This is a genomic window from Fructobacillus sp. ESL1117, assembly GCF_058508565.1.
On the sequence record NZ_CP196385.1, the window covers coordinates 1,418,343 to 1,442,580 of the forward strand.

General features: G+C 44.2%; 29 protein-coding genes. 27 read left to right on the plus strand and 2 right to left on the minus strand.

Translation table 11 applies throughout. From position 1 onward, the window contains the following. Nucleotides 1–91 precede the first annotated feature (91 nt). From ACSYSH_RS06720 to ACSYSH_RS06805, 18 genes are all read left to right on the plus strand, one after another. Nucleotides 92–655: a YqeG family HAD IIIA-type phosphatase gene (locus ACSYSH_RS06720; protein WP_252774260.1), complete on the plus strand. Its 564-nt coding sequence runs from the start codon at nucleotides 92–94 to the stop codon at nucleotides 653–655. 29 nt (nucleotides 656–684) lie between these two features. Beyond that, nucleotides 685–1,839, plus strand: coding sequence for a ribosome biogenesis GTPase YqeH (gene yqeH, locus ACSYSH_RS06725; RefSeq protein WP_491702639.1), 1,155 nt, complete (start codon nucleotides 685–687; stop codon nucleotides 1,837–1,839). Further along, on the plus strand, nucleotides 1,839–2,156 hold the full coding sequence (gene yhbY / locus ACSYSH_RS06730; protein ID WP_252774259.1) for a ribosome assembly RNA-binding protein YhbY: 318 nt from the start codon (nucleotides 1,839–1,841) through the stop codon (nucleotides 2,154–2,156). The genes yqeH and yhbY overlap by 1 nt, the downstream gene beginning before the upstream one ends. 42 nt (nucleotides 2,157–2,198) lie before the next feature. Then, entirely contained in the window at nucleotides 2,199–2,783 is a 585-nt protein-coding gene (gene yqeK / locus ACSYSH_RS06735) for a bis(5'-nucleosyl)-tetraphosphatase (symmetrical) YqeK (protein WP_252774258.1), read from the plus strand. 12 nt (nucleotides 2,784–2,795) lie between these two features. After that, nucleotides 2,796–3,170, plus strand: a complete 375-nt coding sequence (gene rsfS, locus ACSYSH_RS06740; RefSeq protein WP_491702128.1) for a ribosome silencing factor — start codon at nucleotides 2,796–2,798, stop codon at nucleotides 3,168–3,170. A 78-nt stretch (nucleotides 3,171–3,248) separates the two neighbouring features. Continuing rightward, nucleotides 3,249–4,013 (plus strand): class I SAM-dependent DNA methyltransferase, encoded by a 765-nt coding sequence (locus ACSYSH_RS06745; RefSeq protein ID WP_491702127.1) that lies wholly within the window; start codon nucleotides 3,249–3,251, stop codon nucleotides 4,011–4,013. Then, entirely contained in the window at nucleotides 4,010–5,191 is a 1,182-nt protein-coding gene (locus ACSYSH_RS06750; RefSeq protein WP_491702126.1) for a nucleotidyltransferase, read from the plus strand. The genes ACSYSH_RS06745 and ACSYSH_RS06750 overlap by 4 nt, the downstream gene beginning before the upstream one ends. Nucleotides 5,192–5,195: 4 nt before the next feature. Then, nucleotides 5,196–5,759 carry a YceD family protein gene (locus ACSYSH_RS06755; protein WP_491702125.1) on the plus strand — a complete coding sequence of 188 codons (564 nt, stop codon included), beginning with the start codon at nucleotides 5,196–5,198 and terminating at the stop codon, nucleotides 5,757–5,759. Nucleotides 5,760–5,859: 100 nt separating this feature from the next. Beyond that, the gene (locus ACSYSH_RS06760; protein ID WP_491702124.1) at nucleotides 5,860–6,549 is read left to right on the plus strand and encodes a response regulator transcription factor; all 690 of its coding nucleotides are present in this window, start codon (nucleotides 5,860–5,862) and stop codon (nucleotides 6,547–6,549) included. Between the two features lies 1 nt (nucleotide 6,550). Further along, nucleotides 6,551–7,654 (plus strand): sensor histidine kinase, encoded by a 1,104-nt coding sequence (locus ACSYSH_RS06765; protein WP_489816321.1) that lies wholly within the window; start codon nucleotides 6,551–6,553, stop codon nucleotides 7,652–7,654. 153 nt (nucleotides 7,655–7,807) lie between these two features. Then, entirely contained in the window at nucleotides 7,808–8,743 is a 936-nt protein-coding gene (gene yidC / locus ACSYSH_RS06770) for a membrane protein insertase YidC (RefSeq protein ID WP_252774252.1), read from the plus strand. A gap of 17 nt (nucleotides 8,744–8,760) precedes the next feature. Next, on the plus strand, nucleotides 8,761–9,534 hold the full coding sequence (locus ACSYSH_RS06775) for a TrmH family RNA methyltransferase (protein ID WP_252774251.1): 774 nt from the start codon (nucleotides 8,761–8,763) through the stop codon (nucleotides 9,532–9,534). A gap of 52 nt (nucleotides 9,535–9,586) precedes the next feature. Then, the gene (gene secG, locus ACSYSH_RS06780; protein WP_047974310.1) at nucleotides 9,587–9,823 is read left to right on the plus strand and encodes a preprotein translocase subunit SecG; all 237 of its coding nucleotides are present in this window, start codon (nucleotides 9,587–9,589) and stop codon (nucleotides 9,821–9,823) included. A 71-nt stretch (nucleotides 9,824–9,894) separates the two neighbouring features. After that, a complete protein-coding gene (rnr, locus tag ACSYSH_RS06785) occupies nucleotides 9,895–12,378 on the plus strand; it encodes a ribonuclease R (protein WP_491702123.1) in 2,484 nt (827 codons plus the stop codon). Nucleotides 12,379–12,409: 31 nt separating this feature from the next. Then, a complete protein-coding gene (gene smpB, locus ACSYSH_RS06790) occupies nucleotides 12,410–12,874 on the plus strand; it encodes an SsrA-binding protein SmpB (RefSeq protein ID WP_491702122.1) in 465 nt (154 codons plus the stop codon). Nucleotides 12,875–13,082: 208 nt separating this feature from the next. Further along, nucleotides 13,083–14,639, plus strand: a complete 1,557-nt coding sequence (rny, locus tag ACSYSH_RS06795) for a ribonuclease Y (protein WP_489816324.1) — start codon at nucleotides 13,083–13,085, stop codon at nucleotides 14,637–14,639. 131 nt (nucleotides 14,640–14,770) lie between these two features. Next, nucleotides 14,771–15,145: a DUF948 domain-containing protein gene (locus tag ACSYSH_RS06800; protein WP_252774247.1), complete on the plus strand. Its 375-nt coding sequence runs from the start codon at nucleotides 14,771–14,773 to the stop codon at nucleotides 15,143–15,145. A 13-nt stretch (nucleotides 15,146–15,158) separates the two neighbouring features. Further along, on the plus strand, nucleotides 15,159–15,464 hold the full coding sequence (locus tag ACSYSH_RS06805; RefSeq protein ID WP_252774246.1) for a hypothetical protein: 306 nt from the start codon (nucleotides 15,159–15,161) through the stop codon (nucleotides 15,462–15,464). Nucleotides 15,465–15,601: 137 nt separating this feature from the next. Here the strand turns inward: ACSYSH_RS06805 and rnhC are convergent, their stop codons facing one another. Further along, the gene (rnhC, locus tag ACSYSH_RS06810; protein WP_252774245.1) at nucleotides 15,602–16,552 is read right to left on the minus strand and encodes a ribonuclease HIII; all 951 of its coding nucleotides are present in this window, start codon (nucleotides 16,550–16,552) and stop codon (nucleotides 15,602–15,604) included. A 148-nt stretch (nucleotides 16,553–16,700) separates the two neighbouring features. Here rnhC and ACSYSH_RS06815 point away from each other — a divergent pair, with 148 nt between their 5' ends. The 4 genes from ACSYSH_RS06815 (at nucleotide 16,701) to ACSYSH_RS06830 (ending at nucleotide 21,235) form a co-directional block, all read left to right on the plus strand. Then, on the plus strand, nucleotides 16,701–17,222 hold the full coding sequence (locus ACSYSH_RS06815; RefSeq protein ID WP_252774244.1) for a CvpA family protein: 522 nt from the start codon (nucleotides 16,701–16,703) through the stop codon (nucleotides 17,220–17,222). Nucleotides 17,223–17,241: 19 nt separating this feature from the next. Beyond that, nucleotides 17,242–19,641: an endonuclease MutS2 gene (locus tag ACSYSH_RS06820; RefSeq protein WP_489816325.1), complete on the plus strand. Its 2,400-nt coding sequence runs from the start codon at nucleotides 17,242–17,244 to the stop codon at nucleotides 19,639–19,641. Nucleotides 19,642–19,789: 148 nt separating this feature from the next. Next, nucleotides 19,790–20,137, plus strand: coding sequence for a hypothetical protein (locus tag ACSYSH_RS06825; protein WP_491702121.1), 348 nt, complete (start codon nucleotides 19,790–19,792; stop codon nucleotides 20,135–20,137). 15 nt (nucleotides 20,138–20,152) lie between these two features. Then, nucleotides 20,153–21,235 (plus strand): metaphase chromosome protein 1, encoded by a 1,083-nt coding sequence (locus ACSYSH_RS06830; RefSeq protein ID WP_491702120.1) that lies wholly within the window; start codon nucleotides 20,153–20,155, stop codon nucleotides 21,233–21,235. Between the two features lie 53 nt (nucleotides 21,236–21,288). Here the strand turns inward: ACSYSH_RS06830 and ACSYSH_RS06835 are convergent, their stop codons facing one another. Next, entirely contained in the window at nucleotides 21,289–21,618 is a 330-nt protein-coding gene (locus ACSYSH_RS06835) for a hypothetical protein (protein ID WP_252774240.1), read from the minus strand. A gap of 281 nt (nucleotides 21,619–21,899) precedes the next feature. Between ACSYSH_RS06835 and gmk the strand changes: the two genes are divergently transcribed. Genes gmk through ACSYSH_RS06860 form a run of 5 tightly spaced genes read left to right on the plus strand, consistent with a single transcriptional unit; the run spans nucleotide 21,900 to nucleotide 24,119 of the window. After that, the gene (gmk, locus tag ACSYSH_RS06840) at nucleotides 21,900–22,499 is read left to right on the plus strand and encodes a guanylate kinase (protein ID WP_252774239.1); all 600 of its coding nucleotides are present in this window, start codon (nucleotides 21,900–21,902) and stop codon (nucleotides 22,497–22,499) included. 11 nt (nucleotides 22,500–22,510) lie between these two features. Further along, complete coding sequence (gene rpoZ, locus ACSYSH_RS06845; protein ID WP_252774238.1) at nucleotides 22,511–22,726, plus strand: DNA-directed RNA polymerase subunit omega; 216 nt, start codon at nucleotides 22,511–22,513, stop codon at nucleotides 22,724–22,726. Nucleotide 22,727: 1 nt separating this feature from the next. Further along, on the plus strand, nucleotides 22,728–23,306 hold the full coding sequence (locus ACSYSH_RS06850) for a peptidylprolyl isomerase (RefSeq protein WP_489816327.1): 579 nt from the start codon (nucleotides 22,728–22,730) through the stop codon (nucleotides 23,304–23,306). A 47-nt stretch (nucleotides 23,307–23,353) separates the two neighbouring features. Then, nucleotides 23,354–23,734: a CvfD/Ygs/GSP13 family RNA-binding post-transcriptional regulator gene (locus tag ACSYSH_RS06855; protein ID WP_491702119.1), complete on the plus strand. Its 381-nt coding sequence runs from the start codon at nucleotides 23,354–23,356 to the stop codon at nucleotides 23,732–23,734. Nucleotides 23,735–23,744: 10 nt separating this feature from the next. Continuing rightward, the gene (locus ACSYSH_RS06860; protein ID WP_252774236.1) at nucleotides 23,745–24,119 is read left to right on the plus strand and encodes a hypothetical protein; all 375 of its coding nucleotides are present in this window, start codon (nucleotides 23,745–23,747) and stop codon (nucleotides 24,117–24,119) included. Nucleotides 24,120–24,238: the final 119 nt, after the last annotated feature.

Consider the following 24,238-nt stretch of genomic DNA (forward strand, 5'->3'; position numbering starts at 1 on the left):
AGAGGGGCCCCGTTAAGGGGTCCTTTTTTGCTCGAAGAAAGGTCTAATCGTGTATAATAGGAACTGAGGAAATAAAAAAAGGAAGACAAATATGCCCCTTAATTTTTTAAAGCCCACCTACACGGTTAAGTCCGTTTATAACTTATCGGTGGCGGAGTTAAAGAGCCAAGGCGTAAAAGCCGTATTAACAGACTTAGATAATACGTTGCTGGCTTGGAATAACCCCAATGGGACACCAGAATTGCATGCTTGGTTAAAAGAAATCAAAGCAGCTGGGATTGAGGTTGTTGTCGTTTCCAATAATACCTGGGAGCGAGTCGAGCAAGCCGTTTCTGGTTTGGATGTTGACTATGTTGCCTGGTCTTTGAAGCCGATGCCGCGTGGTATTTTAAAGGTGCTCAAAAAGCAGGGATTGCAAAAAGAAGCTGTGTTGATGGTTGGTGATCAGATGCTAACCGACGTTTGGGCAGCTCACTTAGCTGGTGTTAAATCTGTTTTGGTCAAGCAATTGGTCGAATCAGACATGTGGCAAACTTGGCTCAACCGGTCACTTGAAAAGCTAGCTAAAAAGCTGATTTATAATCGAAAGCACCCACTAATCTGGCATGCAACTTTCAAGGAAGCTGTTTCTGCTAGGGAAAATGATAAAAATTAATGACAGAAAAAGAATTTGAGCAAGAACAAGTGCAAACGATTGCGACGGATGAAGAGGTCCAGGAAGCCTTAACTGAGGGATTATACTGCATTGGTTGTGGTGCTAAAATGCAAATTGATCATAAGGAAGAAGCTGGTTTTTTGCCACTTACTGCCTTAAAGAAGCAGCTGATGGCTGAGGAACTGTTATGCCAACGTTGCTTCCGCTTGCGCCATTATAATGAAATTCAACCTGTTGAATTAACGGATGATGACTTTGCAAATTTGTTGCACCAGGTTTCTAAGACGAAGTCTTTGATTGTCTATGTCTTGGATTTGTTTGACTTTTCAGGGTCAACAATTCCTGGATTGCCACGCTTTGTTGGCCAAGATAATCCGATTTTGGTTCTTGCTAATAAGGTTGATCTCTTGCCTCAGTCCTTAAAGGAACATAAGTTAAAAAATTGGGTCCAAGGACAGCTAAAAGAACAAGGGATTAGCCCAGTTGGCATTGAACTTGTTTCCGCTGCCCATCCCAAGAATTTGGATCAAATTTTAGATAAAATTGATACATTGCGGGATGGTCGCGACGTGTACGTCGTTGGCACAACCAATGTTGGTAAATCAACGTTGATTAACCAGATTATCAAGTCGAAAACAGGTGTTCAGGAGCTAATCACGACTTCGCGGTTCCCAGGAACAACTCTGGATCAGATTGCCATTCCGCTAGATGATGGGCAATCCTTGATTGACACTCCCGGGATTATTAAAAAAGACCAGTATGCCCACTGGGTGACTGATAAAGATTTAAAGTATGTTTTGCCAAAGGCTGAGATTAAAGCCCGGACTTACCAATTAAATCCGGATCAAACACTTTTCTTCGGGGCCTTAGCGCGCTTTGATTTGGTGACTGGACCTGCAGATGGAGCAAAATCAGCCGTTACGGCCTATTTTGAAAATAATTTGATGATTCACCGCACGAAGCGTCAAGGTGCGGATGATTTCTATGTCAAGCATAAGGGACAACTATTGACACCAGCACCGGCCGATAACAATGTTGCCTTTGCTAAATATGAATTTAAAATTAACGAAAAGATGGACTTGGTCTATGCTGGTTTGGGTTTTATTACCCTGCCAGCCGGAATTCACGTCCAGGCCTATGCTCCTAAAGGAGTTGGGGTTTTCTTACGAAAGGCAATGATTTAATGCAAAATTTAACTGGAAAACAAAAACGCTACCTGCGATCACAGGCAAATGGGTTAACACCTATCTTTTCTGTTGGCAAAGCCGGAGCTAACCAGGAATGGTTGACAGAGGTCAAAAAAGCATTGGCTAAGCGTGAATTGATTAAGGTCAACTTGCAACAGGGGAGTGACTGGTCAGCCAAGGACTTGGCAAGTTTTATTGAAGAAGAATCAACGGTGACTGTTGCCCAGGTAATTGGGAAAACCTTGGTCTTGTACGAACCAGCAACCGATGCAAAGTATGTGAAGTATTCAGTTGAAGTGGAAAAGATTCGTTAGTCAGAGGACTTTTCCACTAAATTTTGTGAAGAGGGGGACCAGATGACAGCTTTTGAAGAAGAGTGGCATGTCGTTGAAAAAAAAGTTTCGGCTCAGCTTTCAGCAGGCCGATTTCAACATTGCTTACGCGTTGCAGATTATGCCCGTCGGTTGGCTCAAGAAAATGGTGTGGATGAAAACCAAGCGGCCTTGGCCGGCTTGGTGCACGACTATGCCAAAGAACGGCCTGTTGAGGACTTTTTGACCGCAATTAACCATTTTCACTTGGATCCTGATTTGAAAAACTGGAATCGGGCTATTTGGCACGGTGTTGTTGGAGCAGAAATGATCCAAGATGAACTTGGGATTGATGATCCAGCTATTTTAGCTGCAGTTCGGTTGCACACAACTGGAGCCGGCGTTGAGATGCCGACTTTAGCTAAAATTGTTTTCATGGCCGATTACTTGGAAACTGGTCGCGATTTTCCTGGCGTCAAAGAGGCTCGAGAAATCACGGATAAGTCCTTGGACCGGGGGGTATTTTATCAGTTACAGCACACCCTCTCATTTTTGGCCGAAAAAGGTAACGTAATCTATCCCAAGACCTTCACCAGTTATAATGACTGGGCTCGTCATTTTGCAGAATAAGAAGGAGTTTACATGACAACCATCAATTCAAAGGATTTGTTGCAAACAGTCGTTACCGCCATTGATAACAAGCATGGTGATCGAATCATCGCCTTAGATATGCAAAAGGTTTCCTTGCTGGCTGACTACTTTGTGATTACATCGGCAGGTTCTAGCAGGCAGGTGCAAGCAATTGTCCGTGAAGTCAAGGATGAAGTCCAAAAAGCCGGGGGTGAGGTACTCAATATTGAGGGCTACGACCGTGCTGAATGGGTTTCATTAGACCTCGGTGATATTATCGTCCATGTTTTTGATGAAGAGTCTCGTGATTTCTACCATTTGGACCGCCTTTGGTTCGATGCTGAAAATGTCGACTTAACGAGTTACCTCGCAGAAGAAGTATATTAATCAATCAGTAAGATATCTGGCTGGGGGTTGGTCTTTGATGGGCTAGCCACCAGCCAATGCTGTTTAAGTGAGAAAAAGATGACTGACGAAAATAATACACCATACCAAACCTTTGCTAACCTTTATGACAATCTCTTCGATGGCGACTTGTACGTGGATTGGCAGCATTTTGTAGAAGACCGTTTGCCCGCTAGTAAAATGCTGGATTTGGGTGGTGGCGCCGGTCGTTTGGCTGTCTTACTTGCCAAAAAGGGCTTTACAGTCGATCTCTTAGATATGGCACCAGCCATGCTCTCTTTGGCACAAAAGCATGCCGAAGAGGCGAAGGTTGATTTACGTTTATTGGAGGCTGATATTCGTGATTTTTCAGACTGGGAAGAAAGTTATCCAGTCATTGTTTCTTTTGCGGATACTTTGAATTACCTTCCTGGCAAAGCTGATTTTCAAGCGGGTCTTAACCAGGTTTATGAACATTTGGAACCGGGTGGGACCTTCTTATTTGATGTGATTACGCCTTACCAAGTCAACGTTTTGTATGACAATTACTGCTATAACAATGATGATGATCCTGACCAAATTTTTATGTGGACTAGTTTTCCCGGTGAAGAAAAGAATTCTGTTGATCACGATTTAAAGTTCTTTTTGTACAATGAGGGCATCGATGCCTTTAACCTAGTACGGGAAGTCCATCATGAGCAGACTTACGAGCTGGCGTACTATCAAAAGGCCTTGCATAAGGCTGGCTTTGACCAAGTAGAAATTAGTGCTGATTTTGGTCGTAAAACGGCTGATGACCAGGATGATCGTTGGTTCTTTGTGGCACATAAAGGAGGAGCATCATGAAAGCAGTCGGCATTATTGCAGAGTATAACCCCTTCCATAACGGCCATGCCTATCACATCAAAAAAGCAAAAGAGTTAACGAATGCTGATTTAGCAGTGGTGATAATGTCTGGTAACTTTGTTCAGCGCGGTGAACCAGCAATTTTGGATAAATGGGAACGAACGAAGCTAGCTTTGGCCGCCGGTGCAGATTTGGTGGTTGAATTACCAGTTTTTTATGCAGTCCAGCCTGGCCATTTGTTTGCGGCCGGCGCCGTTCAAATTTTGCAAGCACTGGGGGTCAAAGACCTTGTTTTCGGTTCGGAACACCCGGAAGTTGATTTTCTTGATTTGGCCAAGCAGGCCACGGCAATCGAAAGTGAAGGCCAATTTACTGATCGGACTCAGACTTATGCTTCGGCTTATGCTCAGCAGCTAGAAGAACAGACCGGGTTCAAAATGGAAGATCCAAACGATATTTTGGCATTTTCCTATGCCAAAGCTGTAGTTGCGAGTGGCCAAGTGATGCACTTGCACCCAATTAGTCGTTTGCAAGCGGGTTACCATGATCAAAGCTTTGAGGAGGGGCAGACGATTGCTTCTGCCTCTTCGATTCGCCTTGCTCTTCATAAAGGGAAGTTTGAAAAAATCAGGCCAGTCGTTTCTGAGCAAGCCTTCGAGGCTCTGTCAACCGCGCCAACTGCTTTAGCGTTTGAAAAGCCTTTCTTTGAGTTGCTTCGCTACCGCCTGCTGACTGATACAGTTGGACAGTTGGGTCAGGTTTATCAAATGGCGGAGGGCTTGGAACACCGATTGGCTGGGGTTGCCGCGGCTGTTGAAGGACCACAGTCTTACCAGTCTTTTATTAAATCAGTCAAGACCAAGCGCTACACCTTTGCTCGAATTCAACGAACGTTGTTGTACACACTTTTGAATATTAAAGTTGATCAAATGCAGGCTGCCATGGCGGATTCTTATATTCGCCTGCTTGGCTTTAATGACCTGGGTCAGGCCTATTTGAGTGAAATCAAGCGGGAAGCAACCCTACCCATTATTTCACGCGTTGACATGTCGTTGGCGAAAGCTAATTTACGACTCGATTATAAAGCGGGCCAAATCTGGCAGGTGCTAGCTGGTCAAACCCATGCCAAGCAGGGGCAAGATGTTGGTCGTAAGCCAATTTATCAAGGTCAGGAGTAAAAATATGAAGTACGCCAAGCAACAATTAGCAAAGTTTCAACAAAGTCCATTAGTAATTGATGAAAAATTAGACCTACAATATTTGATTGATGAACGTTTTTCTGATTTAATTATTAAGGCACCAGTCGTGCAGGTTAAGGGGACAATTAAGACATTGACAAACGAAGACATTGTTTTGTCTGCCAGTGTTCATGCTGATTTAATCCTGCCATCATCACGGTCACTTGCACCGGTTGATTGGTCAACTGATGTTGATGTTCATGAGACTTATGTGGCGGATGAAGAACGCTTACAACGTTTTGATGAGGATGAGGCGGTTTTTGTCTTAGAAGAAAACAATCTGGACTTGGATTTGGTTATCTTAGATAATTTGGTAGCTGCTTTGCCGAGTCAAATTTTGACCGCAGAAGAGGCCGCAGGGTCAGCCCTGCCAACTGGTCAAGACTGGCAAGTCATCTCAGAAGAGGATTTTGCCAAACAAGAACAAGAAAAAAAAGAAGAAGCAACAGAAGAAAAACAGGTTCTTGATCCCCGCCTGTCGAAACTGGATGATTTCTTTAAAAAATGAGAAAATTTTGACGTTTATGGTAGAATAAGATTAAAACTTATTTATTTTTGTTCGATGGCGCTTGAGCTATTGAGCATCCAGAGACGTCGTGAGGGAAAATATGAGTCGGATTTTAATTGTAGAAGATGAAGAAAACTTGGCGAAATTCGTCAGTTTAGAACTAAAGCACGAAGGTTATGATGTTGAAACGGTCTTAAACGGCCGTGAAGGCTTGGACAAGGCCTTAAACGAGGACTTCGACCTAATTTTGCTTGATTTGATGTTGCCAGAATTAAATGGCTTTGAAGTGGCCCGTCGCTTGCGTGAAGTCAAAAAGACACCAATTATCATGATGACGGCCCGTGACTCTGTGATTGATCGGGTTTCAGGTTTGGATTATGGCGCTGATGACTATGTAGTCAAGCCGTTTGCTATTGAAGAACTTTTGGCCCGCGTGCGGTCACTTTTGCGTCGAATTGATATTGAACAAAATCCAGCCGATAAATCACCTTCGATTATCCACTTTAAGAACTTGCAATTGGAGAAAGAAAACCGGATTGCCCGTCGTGATGATCAAGTCATTAACTTGACGAAGCGCGAATACGATTTGCTGTTGTTGTTGGTTGAAAATATTAATGTCGTTCAATCACGTGAAAAGTTACTCAAAGAAGTTTGGGGCTTTGACACACAAATCGAAACGAATGTTGTCGATGTTTATATCCGTTATTTGCGTAATAAGTTGGATGACCCTGAATCAAAAACTTCTTATATCCAAACCGTTCGTGGAACGGGTTATGTAATGCGGAGCTAAGATGAGAGCAAGCAAGCAGAAAACAAAAGCTGTCTCACCGACCCTTTCAATCCAGACGTTATTGACGCTGGCCTTGTCGGTGGGGTTTTTACTATTGTTAGTCGTAATCCTATTTTGTTTGGACTTGATTTTAGGGCCAAATATTCATGGTGAAACGATTGAGAAGTTGAGCCATTGGTGGGCTTTTTTGGTCGTTGTCGCTGTGATTTGGACGATTTGCTTGTCTTGGATTTTGGCTCAATTTTTAGTGCGCCCAGTTAAAAAGTTACAAGAAACGATGCTCTCTTTTGAAGAGGACCCAGTAACAGAGCAACGAGTCAAGCCGGTTGCCTATAATAGGGAACTGAATGACTTGGGGCAGGTGCAAAACGAGACAATGGACAAGGTCCAGGGTCTTATTCACGCGCAGCAGGATTTCGTTTCAGATGTCTCGCATGAATTGCGGACACCGGTGGCCATCGTCAAGGGGCACTTGGAGTTGTTGGAACGGTGGGGAAAGGATGATCCAGAGGTCCTAGAGGATTCAATTCACTCTTCATTGTCTGAAATTTCGCGGATGGAAACCTTGGTCAACGAAATGTTGATGTTGACCCGAGCCGAAAACTTAACGGTCAGCAGTCAGCCCGAAAAGACAGAGGTGACACCAGTTTTGGAACGGGTTTACCACGACTTGCAGATGGTTCATCCTGATTTTTCTTGGACATTGGATAATGCTTTGGGGGCACCAGCTGAAGTGGCAGTTCGTTCGGATCATTTGGAGCAGCTCCTCATTATTTTGATTGATAATGCTCTGAAATATTCAACTGACCGTAAGGAGATTCACCTAGCTTTGGCCGAATCTGGATCTTGGGTCGATATTGGCGTGCAAGATTTTGGTCAAGGAATCGCTGCTGAAGACTTGGATCGCGTTTTTGACCGCTTTTATCGTGTCGATAAGGCCCGGGTACACCAAACTGGTGGAAATGGTCTGGGTTTGAGCATCGTGAAAAAGATGGTCGCTGCCTATGGTGGCCAGGTTCAGGTTGAATCAGCGCTTGGATCCGGCTCGGTTTTCCGATTGCGCTTCCCGCTAGTTAGGGAAACAGATAACCATCAAAAAGACTGATTGGCTGATTGGCTATTAACTTCCAATTTTTAGGAAGCTGTAACCTGTTGCCAAACGAGTCTTTTTTATTTGCTTTCAGAAAAGAAAGTTTTTCGCGAACATTCTTGTTATAATATCTAAGACTAATTAAATTATTAAAAGAGGAATTTTTTCATGAAATCAGCAAAGCGGACATTCACGATTTTGTTTGTCCTGTTAGATATCTACCTAATGACCGGTGGTTACGGCGTTCATGGTCGGATGTATCGGTTTGTGTCAACACCAATTGCCCACATTTTGACGGAGATTGCTAAGTGGGTTGGTGGTGTGAACGCCATTGGTTGGGCAATTATTATCTTAACAGCGATTATTCGTTTAATTCTGTTGCCAATCTTTGTTAACCAACAAATTAACACGACAAAGTCATCATTAAAAATGCAGAAGTTGCGACCAGAATTGGAAAAGGTTCAAGCGGCTGTGAAGAGTGGCAAGACCCCAGAAGAGCAGCAAGCGGCTTCAATGGCTTCAATGACCTTGTATCGTGAAAATGGTGTTTCGATGACCGGTGGAATTTCCTGGTTAACGATGGCAATTCAATTGCCAATCTTTTCTGGTTTGTACCTGGCTATCCAACATGCCAATGGCCTGAAGACGGCTACCTTTTTTGGGTTACCCTTGTCAAAGCCTGCCATCTTGCTGTCATTGATCGTCTTTGTGATTTATGCTGCTCAAGCATACTTGTCATTGATCCACATGCCAGCTGAGCAAAAAAAGACAGCCGGACAGATGCTGTGGATTTCACCAGTGATGATTGCGGGAATTACCCTGATTTCATCTGGGGCCTTGGGTCTTTACTTTATTGTTGGTGGAATTACCGTTGTTTTGCAAGCATTCATCGTGCATTTGCTGTATGCTAAGTTAGAGGACGATGTGAACAAGAACTTTGTTCTCAAGAAGACGGCTGATGATTTGTTGAGCCAAACGGCTTCGTCAGCTTTTGGAGCAAATCAGAGTCGTGTTCGGCCGGAAGACTTGCGACCACGAGATGTAACAGATGATGATCAGGGCCGACGAAATGCCGGTAAGCAACAACGCCGTAACGAGAAATAATTAATAAAGGACAGATAATGGAACGAATTTTATCCAAACAAAATGCCAAGGTGAAAGCTTGGGCCAAGTTAGCCACCAAAAAGGGACGGCTTGAGCAAAAGACTTACTTGCTTGATGGCTGGCACTTAGTGCAGGAGGCTATCAAAGCGGGGGCAAAGTTCCACGCGATTATGGCAACAGAAGAGCAGATGGCAGAACACTTGCCAGATGTTCCCCATGGTGTGCCGGCTTTTGAAATTTCAAAGGAAGTTGCTGCCCATATTGCTGGGTCAAAGACACCCCAGGGAATCTTTGCCGAAGTAACCTTACCCGAAAAGACTTTTGACCCGACTTATGTCCATGACGGTCTTTGGCTTTTCTTGGATGCCATCCAAGATCCAGGCAACGTTGGTACCTTAATTCGAACAGCGGATGCTGCTGGCTTTAAGGGAGTTGTTTTGGGTCAGGACACTGCTGATGCATACGCACCGAAGGTCGTTCGTGCCATGCAGGGTTCCCACTTCCATTTGGAAGTTTTGCAAGGCGACTTGAATGACTGGATCGCTGCCTTTGAAAACAATAACTTGCCTGTTTACGGTTCTGAGTTAAACGACCAAGCCAAGCCATACCAAGAAATTCAAGGTTTGTCAGCGGGTGCCTTGATTGTTGGAAATGAGGGCCAAGGGATTAATAAAGAATTAGCCAAGCAGACAACGGCTAACCTCTACATTCCAATTTTGGGTCAAGCAGAATCATTGAACGTTGCCGTGGCTGGCGGTATTTTGATGTTCCGGCTGAGCCTTGGAAATTAAGGCAAGTTCTGCTATACTAAGAAAGATGAAATAGCGAGTGGAGGCGGTCATTGTGACGAATATTCTCACCATCCTTTTGCTGGTTGTCGGTTTTCTGTTAGTCGTGACAGTCATGATGCAGCCCAGCAAACAACAGGATGCTTTGTCAGCTTTGTCTGGTGGGGCAGCCGATTTATTTACCGAGCGAAAGTCACGCGGCTTTGAAGCCGTGCTGCGTCGGGCAACAACCATTTTGGGAGCCATTTGGTTCATTATTGCCTTGGCCTTGATGTATATTGCCGCTCATTAATTGAAAGGTCAGTTTACTTTTTTGTAGACTGATTTTTTATTTACCATTTTTAGGAGAACATTAAGAAAATAATGGAATTAAAGCAATTAAAAGAACAAATCGCGGGCTTTTTGAAGGCCAATTCAACTCAGGCCTTTACGGCACAGAATTTGGCTGATGGTCTGCGCATGAATGATGCAGCCGGCTACAGACAGGTAGTGGGTGTTTTGGACCAAATGGTCGTTGCTAAGACGGCTAAGCAGGTGGGCGATGCTTACCAATACCAAGCAGTCAGCGGTGAAATTGAAGGAGAATTCAAGGCCAATGATAAAGGTTTTGGCTTTGTCCGCTATGATGAAAACTTACCTGACTACTTTATCGCCCCTGACAATACTGGACAGGCAATGCAAGGTGATACTGTTCGCGTTTCGATGGTGAAACCGGCACAGTCCGAAGACCGTGGTCCTGAGGGCCGTGTTGAAGAAATTATTGATCATGCCTACCAACGCCTTGTTGGTATTTATACGGCAGGATCGCAGCAAGAGGGTACGCTGGGCCAAATTCGTTTAAACGATAAGAAGGCTGGTTCTTACCAGGTTTTGGTGCAAAAAGCTAAAGATGGTTTAGACTTGCACGACGGTCAGGTAGTGGTGGCAGAAGTTGACCGCTTTGCTGACCGTATTCATCCCAAGCAACTCTTAGTTTCTGTGACCCAGATTTTGGGTTATGAAAACGAACCCGGCATGGACATCATGCAAATTGTTGAAAATAAGAAGGTGCCAAATCATTTCCCTGATGAGGTAATGGCTGAGGCTGATGCAATTCCAAATGAAGTTTTAGAAGAAGATTATCAGGGTCGTCAAGACATCACGGACCAACCATTGGTAACGATTGATGGTGCCGATACCAAAGATATTGACGATGCTGTTGTGGTATGGAAAAAGGATAACGGTAACTACCACCTTGGTGTCCATATTGCGGATGTTTCGCATTATGTGCGTCCAGGCTCGGCCATCGATCAGGAAGCTTACAACCGGGGAACATCTGTCTATTTGACGGACCGAGTGATTCCGATGTTGCCTCAAAAATTGTCAAACGGGATTGCTTCTTTGAACCCAGATGTCAAGCGCTTGGCGATGTCCGTGGAAATGGAAATTAACCGAGAAGGTCAGGTTGTTAACCATGAAATTAAGCAATCAGTTATTCGTTCTCATGCACGAATGACCTATACGGCCGTGAATGAAATCTTGGCCGGTGATGATCAGACTAGGGAAGAATACAGTGGTTTGACCGATATGTTTGATCAAATGGGTGAGTTACACCAAATTTTGTACCAAAAGCGTGTTCGTCGTGGTGCGATTGAATTTGATACACCAGAAGCCTCAATTGTCGTTGATGAGAACGGGAAGGCAATTGACGTGGTTGTCCGCGAACGGGGCACAGCCGAACGGATGATTGAATCATTTATGTTGGCCGCCAATGAAACTGTGGCTGAACATTACGACCGTCTGAAAGTTCCTTTCCTTTATCGGATTCACGAAGTGCCTGACCAAGAACGCGCACAGTCCTTTTTCGAGTTTACTAAGGCCTTGGGGCACCCTGTTAAGGGCGATCCGGCTAAGGTGACACCAATGATGTTACAGACTTTGATGGACCAAGTTAAAGATGATCCAGCAGAGCAAATGATTTCAACGATGATGCTGCGAGCAATGAAGCAGGCCAAGTATTCACCAGAACCACTCGGTCATTTTGGCTTGGGTGCTGATTACTATACGCACTACACTTCACCCATCCGACGTTATCCTGACTTAACAGTGCATCGTTTGATTAAGTGGTATGCCAAAAACGGAACGGGTGCTGAAGCACAAGAAAAGTATGCCTCGTCATTGGGACAAATCGGGATTGATACTTCAACCCGTGAACGTCGAGCCATCGATACGGAGCGATTGGTTGACTCAATGAAGAAGGCTGAGTACATGGAAGATAAGGTTGGCATGGAATTTGATGGTGTCGTGAATGCCGCTCTCAAGTTTGGTCTCTTTGTTTCCTTGGAAAACACAGTCGAAGGTTTGGTTCACATCTCAAACCTAACCGATGACCACTATGAGTATGATGAAAAACACGCTGCTTTAATTGGTCGGTCAAAGCACCATATTTTCCAGATTGGTCAAAAGGTAAAAATCAAGGTAATTCGTGCCAATAAGGAAGAATCAACCGTTGACTTTGTTCTCTTGAATCCTGAAGCAGCGCCAACAACTGATATTCGAGTACCGCAACAAAATCAGGGCAAGTTTGGCCGTGATCGCAATGGTCGTGGCAACCGTCGTGGTGGACAGAATAAGGGCGCTGGTCACGGCCATGGCTCTCACCAGAAGTCTAATGGTCATGGTGTCAATCATCATGCTGCTAGTGATAACCGGCATCCTGGCGGACAAAATGGCCAGAAGACGGCTGGTAGCCAACAACGTAATCGTGGTACTAATGGTCATAATGCGAATCGATCAGTTAAGCCGGGCCAAAAAAAGGGTGGCTCAAGTAACAGTAAGCATCAATTTAAGGTTAACCATCGAAAGTAAGCAGTTTTAAGATTTGCAGAAGGGAAGGCGGATGGCCAAAAAGAAAATCAAAGACGATCCAGCCCTGGCGCAAAACCGCAAGGCTCTCTTTAACTACGCAATTGAAGAAACCATGGAGGCCGGAGTTGTTTTGACTGGAACTGAAATTAAATCAGTTCGAGCCGGTCAAATTACGATTGGCGATGGATTTGTGACCGTTAATAACGGTCAAGCCATCCTCACCAACGTTCACATTGCGGCCTATGAAAATGGTAATCAATTTAATGTTGATCCTTTGCGTAACCGGGTGTTACTTTTGCACAAAAAGCAAATCGCGCGATTAAACGGATTAGCGAAGGAACCCGGGGTAACAATTGTGCCTTTAAAGGTCTACCTGAAACGTGGCTTTGCTAAGGTTTTAATTGGTGTCGGTCATGGAAAAAAGCAATATGACAAGCGACAATCGATTAAAAAGCGCGACCAGGAACGTGACTTAAATCGTCGTTTTAAAAATTAAGCATACCAGGTCTGTTCTGATGGCATTTAAGAACAGATCTGTTTTGATTAATGGTACTTTTGTTTTGATTTTATCGAAGCTTTTTAAAATATTTGATTAAAAAAACAAGAAAAAGACATTCTCTTTTCTAATTGACCCAAAGACTATTTTTGTCTATACTAGAACTGTGAATTGAGAAAAAATTCACTGCTGAAAGGAAGAAAATACGATGGGTATGATTATTATTTCAGCATTCTTTGCTTTGATAATCGGCTTGGCTGGTGGCTATTTTGTAAAACGCATCTTAGACAAGATGCGCTTAAATAACGCCAAGCAGGTTGCAGCAAACATTTTAAAACAAGCAAATGATGAAGCCAAAAGTATTAAACGGGATGCAGAAGTTGACGCCAAGGACTTGGCCCAAAAGTACCGTCATGAGGTGATTGAATCACTGTCGGGGCGGGAAAAAAAGGTTGAAGCCCAGGAAAGCCGTCTGCAGGATCGGACAGATACTTTGGACCAAAAAGACGCAACTTTGAACCAGCGAGATGCTTCGCTGATTCAAAAAGAAAACCAGGTGCAAAGCCAGTTAGAAAAAGCCACAAAAAAGGCTGATGCTGCGCAGGCTACTTTGACTGCACAAGAAGAGAAGTTGCAGGAAATTGCGGCATTAACTCGAGAACAGGCGAAGGAGCAAATCCTAGCCGAAACGAGTGCTCAGTTGGATCGTGAACGAGCAGCACTGATTCAAGAGTATGAAATTGATGCTAAAAGTGAAGGCGAAAAACGGGCAAGAAACGTGGTCGTGGAAGCAATCCAGCGTTCAGCTGCTGACACTGTTTCAGATGTCACAGTTTCTGTTGTGAACTTACCTGGTGAGGAGATGAAGGGTCGAATTATTGGTCGTGAAGGCCGCAACATTCGAACGCTTGAGGCATTGACTGGAATTGATTTGATTATCGATGATACACCAGAGTCAGTTGTCTTGTCAGGGTTTGATCCCCTACGTCGCCAAATTGCTAAAAACGCCTTAGAGGCTTTGATTTCTGATGGGCGAATTAATCCAGCCAAGATTGAAGAAGCTGTTGAAAAGGCGCGTCGCCAAATGGATGAAAATATTCGTCAAAAGGGTGAAGAGGCTGTCTTTGAACTAGGACTGCGTGGCTTGCACCCAGACTTAATCAAGTTAATTGGTCGAATGAATTATCGGACATCATACGGGCAAAACGTCTTGCAACACTCAATTGAGGTAGCAAAGATCACCGGTTTGATGGCTGCCGAATTTAAAATGGATGTTGCACAAGCAAAGCGTGCTGGTCTCTTACATGATATTGGTAAGGCTGTTGATGCGGAAGTTGAAGGTTCTCACGTAGAACTAGGCGTTCGTTTAGCTGAAAAGTATCAGGAAAAACCAGTGGTTGTGAATGCCATTGCCGCCCACCACGGCGATACGGAGGCAATTTCACCACTAGCTGACTTGGTCGCAGCAGCGGATGCAATTTCCGCTGCTCGTCCGGGTGCTCGCTCGGAATCGCTGGAAAACTACGTCAAGCGTCTGACTGACCTTGAAAATATTGCGGATGGTTATCGGGGTGTCAAATCAGCCTATGCTATCCAAGCCGGTCGGGAGGTTCGTGTGATTGTTGAGCCTGCCAAAGTGACCGACATTCAAGCAACGGTTTTGGCCCATGATATTAAGGCCGAAGTCGAAGAACAACTTGAATATCCAGGTCACGTCAAGGTGACGGTTGTTCGAGAAACTAGAGCAGTTGATTACGCGCGTTAATGAAAAGCCCCTTGGGGCTTTTTCTATTTGAGGGACTAAATTCAGGTCTGAGCCTGCAATAATGGTTTAAGTCTGCTACAATAAAAACAAGTCATCTGTTCTTTAATGAAACGAGAGGAGAATCTTACTTTATGACTATTGGGGAACTTTCAATTTTAATTTTTGCCTTAGCATTTTTGCTTTTAGTTGTTTTTATCGGAATTTTTTTGTTGCGCTTAACGCGATCGGTCAGCATTTTAACAACTGATATTGATACCATCGCTCGCTCTTCTAACGAGGTTTTGGCGAACACAAATATATTGTTGGATGATGTCAACGATAAGATGGCAACGCTAGATGTTACTGTTCAGACTGCTGCTGATTTATCACAGACAGTGTCAGATTTGAATGGTTCGGTTCGTAAGGCATCGAATAACTTAGCGGGGATGGGAACAATTTCAAAGGCTGGTGCTACGTTAGCATTGTCGAAGGTTTTCGGTCTCTTCTCTAAAAAAAATAAAAAGTAACGGAGGAATTGCTATGTCAAAAGCAACGAATGGTATTTTTGCCGGTTTCTTGTTTGGCCTTGGTGTTACCGCTGCCTACAAGTTGTTGCATGAAGACCAAAAGGATGAACTTAAGCAAAAGGTTCAGGCTAAGGCCGACCAGGCCAAGCAGGCTGCTAGTCGCGTTCAAGATAATTTGGCGCCCTATGTTTCGAAAGCTAAGGAAAGTTTGGCTGCTAAGAAAGTAGAACTGGCAAATCAAGTTGTTGATCAAGAAGATCAGGACCGCAACGATATTGAAATTAGTGAACACGACTTGTCCTTAAACGATGACAAGTAAAAAAACCACTAGGCAAGTAATTCTGCTTAGTGGTTTTCTTTTCAGTAAAATGTTGGCTGGGATAGAGTGGTCATGGGTGATTGTTTTATTTTTCAATCCTAAGTGTCCTTGAGCCCTTGACCAGCAATGAGCAGCATTTACTCTTGGGCTAATTTTTGAGCCTTTTGGGTGTTGGCGAAATGAACCTTGGCAAAGTGACTCAAATCTTTTCCTTCTTTGATGAGTTGACTAGCGACGCGGTCTGCTTCCTTACCAGCACCGATTGGTAGGTGAATACCGGCTTCTTGGCTCAGCTCGGCCATCGAAATCAGTTCGACGTAGCGGGCTAGAATTGAAGCTGCCGCCACTGCAAGATGGTAGCGCTCACCCTTGGTGCTGAAGTAGACTTGATCTGCTACGATTGGCTTTTGCTGGTTCTTTTTCAAATAGTGAAAATAAGAGTTGGGGGCTACAAATTGGTCGATTAAGAAGCCATCCGGTTTTGCAGGACTGATTTTTTTTAAGACAGTTGCCAAGACAAAGTTGTGCGAAAGAGCCTTCATTGCCACCACGTTTTGTTTACTTTGCTGTAATTGGTTGTACTTATCCGGCATCAGGTTGACGACATGATGGGGAAGGCGGTCGATAATTTTTGGCGCGAGGTTCTTAATCTTTTCGTCGGTAAGCGTCTTAGAATCAGCGATACCGAGACTTTTGACCCAAGCATTTTGATCTTTGGGAACATAGACAGCTGCTGTTGTTAGTGGGCCAAAGTAGGCTCCGGCGCCAACTTCATCAGAACCAATGACACTCCAATTTTGAAAACCAGCAGGAAGATTTTGGCCAGGTTGATCGTGTTGAGGTCTCACCTTGACTCTTTTTTCCCCCTTTTTATTGAGGTCTAATTGCTGATTGGCCCATCGGCTAGCTTCTTGACTAGCATTTGCACCCTGGAAGAGGACTTTACCGGAATGGTAAGCTGTGATGGTTGTTTCATTTGTTTGGGCCTGAAAGAGCGCGCCAGTCGGTGCGGTTGCTTTCAGGTGACCAGCATAGTAGTCCTGACATTTTTTAATGGTTGCCTTTGACAAGGATAGTACGCTTTGCATTGAAGCCCGCTTTCTTCTTGGTAAATGGGGTAGTAACCACTTAATTATAGCAGTTTTAATGGTATAATTGACCTTATTAAGTATGTGAATTGTGCGCATTTGGTCAGGGGAGAGCCAGATAGAATTGCGCCAAAATAGGAGCTTGGAAATGATTCTTTCATTGATTTTTGTTGTTGTAATTTTTCTCATGGCCCTGTCCGGTTATCGGGAAGGTTTGGTCCATGTTTTGGCTCGTTTAGCTGTGTTTGCTTTAGTTTTTTACATGGCCACGGTTTACTCTAAGCCACTCGCTGATCTTTTTTCCAACTGGGTTTCGGGACAGTTCTCTCGTCCGGGCGTGCCAGAAGAAATTTCTCACCAAGGAACTCAGTTCTTATCATCGGGTCTGGCCTTTATGGTCGTGATGATCCTGGGCTCCTTTGTTAGCCATTATCTATTACGCCCAATTCGCTTTATCCGCCGGTTGCCAATTTTAGGGGCACTTGATGGTTTGTTGGGTGGTATCTTGTATCTGGGAATCGGAGTGGTTTTAAGCTTTGTGGTTTTGCAAGTCTTGTCGGTTGTCCCCAATGCTTGGCTGCAAATGCAGTTTAGCCAAAGTCCGATTTTAAATCAGTTTTTGAACACCATGCCGATTCTTTCGAATCAGATTTATCAATGGTGGCTTTAAATAATAAGGAACAAACAGTATGAATGAAAAAGTCTTACAGACATTAGAATATGAAAAGGTAAAAGACCAGTTATACCCCTTTATTCAGACAGAACAAGGCCGGGTCTTAGTTGACCACTTGCAACCATCTTCTGATTTTGACCAAGTGTCTGCCTGGTTGCAAGAAACCAATGAGGCTGTCTTGATTGATCGATTGAAAGGTGGCATGTTGTTGCCAGCCTTAGTGGATATTAAAGATCAGGTTCGTCGCTTGGAAATCCAGGCAAGCTTGAATGGGGCAGAGATTGTTAGTTTGGCCCAGGTGCTAACCGCCACTGCCGCGATTGTTCATTTCTTTGAAGGTATTCAGGATGATGATTTAGCTGGTTCAGTTGACCACCTGGCTGCTAAAGCAGCTAACTTGGTACTTTTGCCGGAGTTAACGGCTCAGGTCGACCAGGCCATCGATGAGACCGGCCAAGTATTGGATACTGCCTCCTCTTTGCTTTCAAGTCTGAGACGACGAATGACGGGGCATGAGAATGCTATCCGACAAAAATTACAAGGGTATACCCGGGGAAAATCAGCCCAGTATCTCTCGGAACCGATTGTCACAAAGCGGTCCGACCGCTATGTTTTGCCGGTGAAGGCCGAATACCGGCACCAAATTCCGGGTGTTGTTCATGACCAAAGTCAAAGTGGGCAAACTTATTACATTGAACCGCAAGTGGTTGTTGAATTAGCCAACGAGTGGTCAGAATTAAATGTTTTGGCTCGAGCTGAGGAAAACCGGATTTTAGCTGAACTTTCAGCTGAATTGGCCTTGCATAGTGAAGATCTGGTAACCAATGCATTGATTTTGGGCCAGTTGGATTTTGCCAATGCTAAGGCACGGTTAGCTAAAAGCCAAAATGCGCAGGCACCAGCGTTGTCAACTGACCAATCGGTTGCCTTAAACCAGGCTTGGCATCCGCTGATTGGGGAAAACAAGGCTGTTAAAAACGATATCAGTCTTGGCATTGACTACCAGACATTGATTATTACCGGGCCTAACACCGGTGGAAAAACAATTACCATCAAAACGTTGGGACTCTTGCAACTGTTGGCTCAGTCGGGACTCTTTATTACGACTAGTCGGCCATCAACAGTGGCGGTCTTTGAGCAGATTTTTGCTGATATTGGGGATGAACAGTCAATTGAGCAGAACTTATCCACGTTCTCTTCACATATGGCGAACATCAAGCAAATCTTGCAGCAAACAAATGACCGCTCGTTGGTCATCTTTGATGAATTGGGAGCCGGAACAGACCCTCAAGAAGGGGCCGCCTTGGCCATGGCTATTTTGGATCGAACCCGGTCTTTGCAGGCCAAAACCATCGCCACGACCCACTATCCAGAATTGAAGCTTTACGGTTATGACCGCCCAGAAACGGAAAACGCCTCAATGGTCTTTGACGTCGAGACGCTCAAGCCAACTTACCAGCTCTTAATTGGTGTACCAGGCCAATCGAATGCCTTAGCGATTGCCAAGCGCTTAGGCTTTGACGATGAGTTGTTAGCAGATGCCCAGTCATTGGTTAATCCAGAGGACCAAAATCTGAATAAGATGATTCAGGACTTGGTTGATCAGCGCCAATTGGCCAAGGGTGAGCGAGCTGATTTGGCAAAAAAGACTGCTCAAGTTCAAAGTGAACAATCGCTCCTAGAAGAAAAGACATTAAAGTTGGAGCAAAATCAGGCCAAGGTCATGCTGGATGCCAAAAAGGAAGCCAACCACCTGGTTGCGAAAACCAAAAAAGAGGCTGACCAGTTAATTAAGGCTATTCGTAAAGAGCGCTTGGCCGGTGGCCAAAAAGCTGGTTTGTCCGAGCAGGATCTGCAAAAGCAAAAACAGGCAATTTCTTCCTTGCATCAAAGTGACCATTTGGAGAAAAATAAAATTCTCCAGAAGGCCAAAAAAGCTAAGGTGCTTGCTCCCGGGGATGATGTGGTGGTTCAATCTTATAACCAGCAGGGAACCTTGGTGAAAAAGCATAAGAATGGTCAGTGGGAAGTCCAATTAGGCATCTTAAAGATGTTAGTTGATGAGGATGACCTCACGAAGACTGAAGCAACTGCCAAAGCTCAAAAAGAAAAGCAAAAGCAGCACCGACAAAAGGTTGCCAAGACGGCTCACAGTGGCTCAGCAACGGGCCGTGTTCAGGCGAAGCTTGACCTCCGTGGCGTGCGCTATGAGGCGGCTATTACTGATTTGGACCGCTATCTGGATACGGTGGTTTTGGCCAATCTTTCCTCAGTGGAGATTATTCACGGGAAGGGGACCGGGGCATTGCGGAAGGGAGTCACTGATTTTCTCCGGTCCGACCGCCGGGTTAAGGACTTTCATTTTGCCTCCGCCAATGCCGGCGGAGATGGTGCTACAATTGTGACCTTACGCTAAGACCTGATTTTGACCAGGTTAAAAATCAGCTTTGCTGCAGGCCAATAAATGTGGTCTTGGTTGATGACAGGCGTGCTTATTCCTGATGCTAGGAATGTATTACTTAACCAGGTACCGATTACCAAAAAGAACGAGAAGGGAAGACAATATGTCTGATAAGTACCCAGCCGGAGAATTTTTATCCGCACTATTTTTATACGCACATGATTTTAACTATAACCACTTGGTCTTTGAGGCCAACCGCTTTAAAGTGTCTGTCAACCTAGTTCGTCGTTCAAATACTTATGGGAATGCAGAGCTCTTTTACGCCTCCGCGGACCCAAAGGGTTTTGCACCAGTTATGTCTGCTATTAACCAGGCCATTGAAGTTGCGGAGCTTGAGGGTGACTTGCAGGCTAAGGTGCAAACGCCAAACTTGGAGCGTAAGGAACAGATCTTCCAATTTAAACTACGTGAGTTTGGTCATGGACGTTATCAACTCGATTTATCGATTTAAGGTAGGAGGCCGATTGTGAAACAAGGGAAGTCAGCACAAATTAAAGCATTTAAACATCAAAATACAAAGCACAAGTTTCGTGAAAATAAGAAGTTAGCACCATTTGATTACAATGAATTTGCCGGTTTCTTGCGAGCACGGTTCTTTTTGACCAAGAATAACGCCTACCAGCCAGCAGTCTTTGAAGCGGCTTCATTCTTCTTGGATGACTTGATTGCCACCATGGTGCAGCAGAATTTCTCTGCCTTTACTAGTGATGAACGGGTGATTGTCAACTTAAACGAAGCGATGCAAGCCGCATTGGTCCAGTCAACTGATCGAGATTGGCGCTACTTTGTTTTGTTGACGCCAGTTTTGTATGATATCCAAGCCTTTTTGGCCAAGGAAGGGCAGGTTTCACCACGCTATGGTGTGCAAACGACTAAGTTTGATCCAAACTTTTGGAAAATGATTATGCGAACGGTAATGGCAGTTAATTACTTCCGCTTCCAGGGTCAGGATGTTGCCAAGCTGATGAACGAATCATCAGCAATTGACGACCTGCAATTTAAATTCTTAAAGCAAAATGGGGATGCCGATGACTTTGACTTGGAAACGATTCAGGAGGTCTTTCGTGGCTTAACGGTTACCTTACCTGAGTTAAAAAATGCTGATGCAAAACCTTTAACACCTGCTTTAACGGCAGACCAAGTCCAAGAAGAAATCGCTTTTGGAAAGCGGATGGTGGCAACCTTCCAAAAGACATCAACTGCTGGGGTCGTCTCGGACCAGGAAATGGCTCTTTTACAGTCCCTGCATCAGGGCTTGGCTGAAAGGTTCCAGGCTGACCATCACCAATGGACGGCCAGCTTGATTGCTACCTTTATCAAAGAGAATCTCTTTGAGTATTGGCAACCTGTTTTCGACTCATTGGATGGCTTAGGAGGCGAAATCACTCGCTACCTGCAGTTCTTGGCTAGCAAGAAGGCTGTGACGAACTTTAAGAAGATGGAAGCTGGCTTGGCCGGCGTTGATCATTACTTGGATGTCGCTGCCTTGAACAAGCTTCTTGGCCAGCTAACGGTTGCTGACGTTGAAGAGCTAGTTATAGAAAAATAGACAAAAAATGCCTGTTGGTCTTCAATGAAAACCAACAGGCATTTTTAGCAGAATTATGAAAACGAGATATGGCGCAAAAGGTCTGGCATCAATTGATGAATTTGCTTCGTCTTTTGATCCTGAATTAACAAAGCACCGGCTGGTGTCTGAGATAGGACGCCATGAAAGTCCTGAATTTGTTCTTGGTCAAAGCCATAGTTCATCTGAACGTCAACGGGTTCTTGTAAATTAATGGCCAACTCTAAGCGCGTAATGAGTTCTTGACTATTTTGTTGCTGTTTCAATGGAACGACAGCAAAGTGTTCGCGTAAGCGGGCAAAAACATGCTTGCCTTGCTTAATGATTTGATTGTAATAAGTACGGTTATCAAGATTGACTTGCATGAGACCGCCTCCTCTTTCACTGTTGACTTTAGTATACGAACAAACGTTTGGTTTTGCAAGTGCTTTTCCTGGTTAAATTTTTGTTAAGAACTAGTTTGGGGTTGATTTAAAGCTGTTTTTTCCTTTATTATCGTTAGGCGAACAGGCTTTCTAAATTGGCTACAGGAAGGTCAGAATTAGGCTGGAAAATGAATGACCACTTGAGGCTATCGTTGAATAATGGGAAAAATTCTGGTAAAATACAAACATTAAAGTAGATTTTGATGTTAAAGAGGAAGAGCATGACACAACGTGGTTTGTTAATCGTCCTTTCAGGCCCATCTGGTGTCGGAAAAGGAACAGTTCGTAAGGCAATCTTTGAAGATGACGGTGTGGATTTCCGTTATTCCATTTCAGCAACAACTCGTAAGCCACGAGTTGGTGAAGTGGACGGCCAGGATTACTTCTTTGTTTCCCGTGATGAATTTGAAGAAAAGATTCAGGCAGGCGACATGTTGGAATATGCCGAATACGTCGGTAATTACTATGGAACGCCACGTTCTTTCATTGATGAAACTTTAGCTTCTGGTAAGGATGTTTTCTTGGAAATCGACGTTCAAGGGGCTTTGCAAGTGAAGACGAAAATGCCAGAAGGGGTTTATATTTTTCTGACTCCACCTGATATTAAAAATCTCCGCACTCGTTTAGAGGGGCGGGGGACTGATTCGCCTGAAGTCATCGACCAACGCGTTGAAGCTGCTAAGGACGAATTGAAAAAGATGATTAATTATAATTACGCCGTCGAGAATGATATCGTCGAGTTAGCCGTTGACCGAATTAAGGCAATTATTACTGCTGAACGTTTGAAGGTTAACCGGGTATTTGACCAAATTGCGGACTAAAGGAGTAGCACATGTTATTGTATCCATCAGTAGATAAGCTGTTAGAACGAGTTGATTCACGGTATAAGTTGATTGCCTTGGCTTCAAAGCGCGCCCGTGAATTGGATGCCGGGATGCCAGCAACGAAGGTTAAGTTTGATTCCAATAAATCAGTCGGACAAGCTTTAGAAGAAGTTGAGGCGGGTGATGTTGTGATTAACCCCGTTGTTCAGGACGAAGGGGAATAAGATGGCTGATTTTCCGCAGTTAGATTTGGCGGCGCAAGAGGCACAAGCCACTCTGCAAACCAACTATGGTAATATTGACCTGATTTTTTTTGCAGAACAAGCACCCAAGGCGGTTGAAAACTTTTTGACCCATGCCAAGGAAGGTTATTACGATGGCGTTATCTTTCATCGAGTGATTCCTGATTTTATGATTCAGGGGGGAGACCCTGATGGTTCTGGTCGTGGTGGTGAAAGTATTTGGGGTAAGCCCTTTGAGGATGAATTCTCAGATGACTTGTTTAACCTCCGTGGCGCTTTGTCAATGGCTAATGCTGGACCAAAGACAAACGGATCACAGTTCTTCATTGTTCAGGCGAGTCATTTTCCTAAGCAAATGGAGGCAGCCCTCAAGGGATTACCTGATGAAATTCAAACTGCCTACCAAGAAAATGGGGGAACCCCATGGTTGGATGGCAAGCATACTGTCTTTGGTCAAGTTGTGGCTGGGATGGATGTTGTCGATAAGATTGCTAAGGCAAAAGCTGACTATGCTGACCGCCCAATCGATGATATTATCATTGAAAAAGTCGTCCTTCACTAAAAGTGTTGGGCGCTTTTTGCTATAATGAAGACAGTAGGAGAAAAAAGATGCCTTATAAAATTGGACAGCTAGTGACAGGAACCGTTACTGGTATTCAGCCCTATGGTGGCTTTATCAAATTAGACGAGCAAACTCAAGGTTTGGTTCATATTTCGGAGTTCAAATCAGGGATTGTCAAGGATTTGAACGGGGAATTGGAAGTCGGTGACCAGGTACAGGTGATTGTATTGGATATTGATCAGTATACTGGTAAGATTTCGCTTTCCCTTCGTCAAGTTGGCATCATGCCACTTAAAGACACGCCAATTATCAAGAACAATAGTGTGAAACGACATTTCTGGACGAACTATCATTTGGACTACGGTTTTGAACCAATTGCTTTAGCCTTGCCAGGTTGGATTGAGGAAGCAAAGAAAAGAATTAGCTGAGGAGTACTAGATGACAATGGTAGCAGCAACGGTTATTGCATATGACCACGATATTCCCTATTTTTTAGTGCATCAAAAAGATACTGGTGATCATTTTTGGGCAGTTAAGGTTCATCATCATGAGGAGAAAACTTCTTTGGGAACAATTTTGTCCGCTTTTCAAAAGGTCGGTGTAACTAATTTTGACGATTGGCGCTTGGGTGAGCTGGCTACTGCAGTTGAAGAGGAAGGCCATGCCGAGTCATTATATTCCTTTCATGTGATTAACTATCAGGCATTACAGCAACAGTTACCGAAGGAGCTGGTCTTTAAGAGTGCGGATGAAATCCGTGAATTATTGACGACAATCCAGCCATCGACATTCACGTCTTTTGATGCTAATTGATGTTAATTGACAATTCGCTGATTAATAAAAATAACGTTCGGATTTTATCCGTTAATAAAAGGGCGAAAGAATTCATCTTTCGCCCTTTTAGAATCGCTTTAAAAACATCGAGAAAACTA